Genomic DNA, 1,897 nt, shown 5'->3' on the forward strand with positions numbered 1-1,897 from the left:
TTTTAGCGATCGCTCTCTTCACCAGTTATATATAGTTCTCTTGTACTACTCAAAACACACCTCTACTTAGCACTTTTCTCTATTTAGATGCGTTTGCCCTGAATATCAGCCTAATTTATCAACTTTAGTCAACAAATTGAAAGCAAGACGAGCAGCTTCTTCTGCTTTTTGTGACGTAACTTTTTGATAGCGTAAAGTTGTTTGGATACTTTCATGACCCATCAATGCACGCAGTTGTTCAATACTAATTATGCCTACGCGCTCTGTGGCAAATGTATGTCGTAAATCATGAATACGAATCCCCTGAATGAGTGAGTGTTTATTGGTAATTTCTCGCCAGTAATCATGCAGTGTTCGGTAGCTCATTCTACTGACTTTCATCGTCACTGGATGCTGTGCTGTAAATAAGGCATCGGATTGTTTATGTCGGTCGTAATTTATATATTTATTTAGTGCTATCGCCGTAGCTTCGTTGTAGAAACACCACCTTTGTTTATTTCCTTTTCCCAATACTTGAAATTTCCAATTAAGGAGGTCTACCGATTCTAAATTTAGTGCCAAAAGCTCACCAATTCTACATCCTGTGTGATGTAATAAATGCACAATCGCGTTAAGGCGGGGGTCATCGGCTACAGCGTTATACAGTATTTCTAACTGTGATGGTGTTAAAAACCGTATTATTTCATCTGTGCGATGTTCACCTTTTTCTCGTGAAGGTGGACGCTGTTTGATTCCCCGAATGGGGTTGGATTTTACGTATCCTTGTTCTACAGCAAAGTTAAATAGGCTTTGTAGTATCGCTTGATGCTTGTTGTGAGTTGTATATTTTAAATGCGTAAGGGTATTTAAATACTCGACTAATGTTTGACGACTGATAATTTCAATTGGCCAACTTCCATACTCAGTGAGTAACAATCCCAAGGTCAGAGAATATGTCTCCTTGGTACTTAATGCCAGCCCAGGACGTTCTAAAAATTCAACTACGACAGTGGCTAATGTTACTGTCTGTTTCACTGAAATTTGTGTGATTCTCTCAAGGTTTTTTCTGACTCAATCATATATCTTTTAGGCATGAAGCAAGACATCCTTTTATGGATACTTTGAAACTGCCTCGACCCCAAGAATCCCTGGCTGACTATATCAAGCGCATTAGAATATCTAACGGGATGACTCAGTTTGAGTTGGCGCAGGCGGCGGGAATTCATTCTCGGTCTATTGGGAAGATTGAACGGGGGTTAACCACCAGACTTAATCGCAAAACGCTGCGTGGTCTTGCTGGTGGGTTAGGCATTCCCCAGGAATATCTGGAAGCTGTTGAAAGGGGTGAGTCTGTTAAGCCTGTCAGTGCCGTGAAGTTTTGTCCACAGTGCTGGACTCCTGGGACGGCGGCTGATCCCCTCTGGGGTCAAGTTAGAGCTAAGTTTTGTTATCTGTGCGGTATGCAGTTGCAGACGAGTTGCACTCACTGTGGGGAGTTAGTCGTATCTTTGAAGTATAAATTTTGTCCCATGTGCGGACAGCCTTATAAACAGAAGAGTCAAAATCGCTAAAACCTCGGCATAGCAATCGTTTCTAGACCATCTTGCAGCTTTTTACACGTATCTCGGCTTCACGTCAGTTTAATCTCCTTTTTGTTTTTCGGCTCTAATAGTTTGGTCAGCTTGTAGTCTTTGAATCATCTTGAGTCAAGTCACACAATCATAATCTCCAAGAATGATTCCTTAATTAGCAGAAGGTTCAAATACTACTGAAAGATTATTTGCTGGCATTTGATAAATCTGTTTTAAGATGAGATTTTCTGACCTAGCTGCTGCCACTACATCATCCAAGTTACGCACACCCCACTGTGAGTTTTGGGCGCGTAAATATTCGTCAAAAGCTGCATTACTTAGTGAGG

General features: G+C 41.2%; 3 protein-coding genes. 1 reads left to right on the forward strand and 2 read right to left on the reverse strand.

Annotated features, from left to right (window positions below; genetic code table 11):
* Positions 1-105 precede the first annotated feature (105 nt).
* Positions 106-1,014 carry a tyrosine-type recombinase/integrase gene (locus tag H6G41_RS34455; RefSeq protein WP_190752877.1) on the reverse strand — a complete coding sequence of 303 codons (909 nt, stop codon included), beginning with the start codon at positions 1,012-1,014 and terminating at the stop codon, positions 106-108.
* 77 nt (positions 1,015-1,091) lie between these two features.
* Here H6G41_RS34455 and H6G41_RS34460 point away from each other — a divergent pair, with 77 nt between their 5' ends.
* Positions 1,092-1,550 carry a zinc ribbon domain-containing protein gene (locus H6G41_RS34460; protein WP_190752878.1) on the forward strand — a complete coding sequence of 153 codons (459 nt, stop codon included), beginning with the start codon at positions 1,092-1,094 and terminating at the stop codon, positions 1,548-1,550.
* A 171-nt stretch (positions 1,551-1,721) separates the two neighbouring features.
* On the opposite strand, the gene H6G41_RS34465 is transcribed toward H6G41_RS34460, so the two are convergent.
* On the reverse strand, positions 1,722-1,897 hold a 176-nt coding region (locus tag H6G41_RS34465; protein ID WP_190752879.1), incomplete at its 5' end, for a DUF938 domain-containing protein.

The organism is Tolypothrix sp. FACHB-123 (assembly GCF_014697075.1).
Lineage (GTDB): Bacteria > Cyanobacteriota > Cyanobacteriia > Cyanobacteriales > Nostocaceae > Aulosira.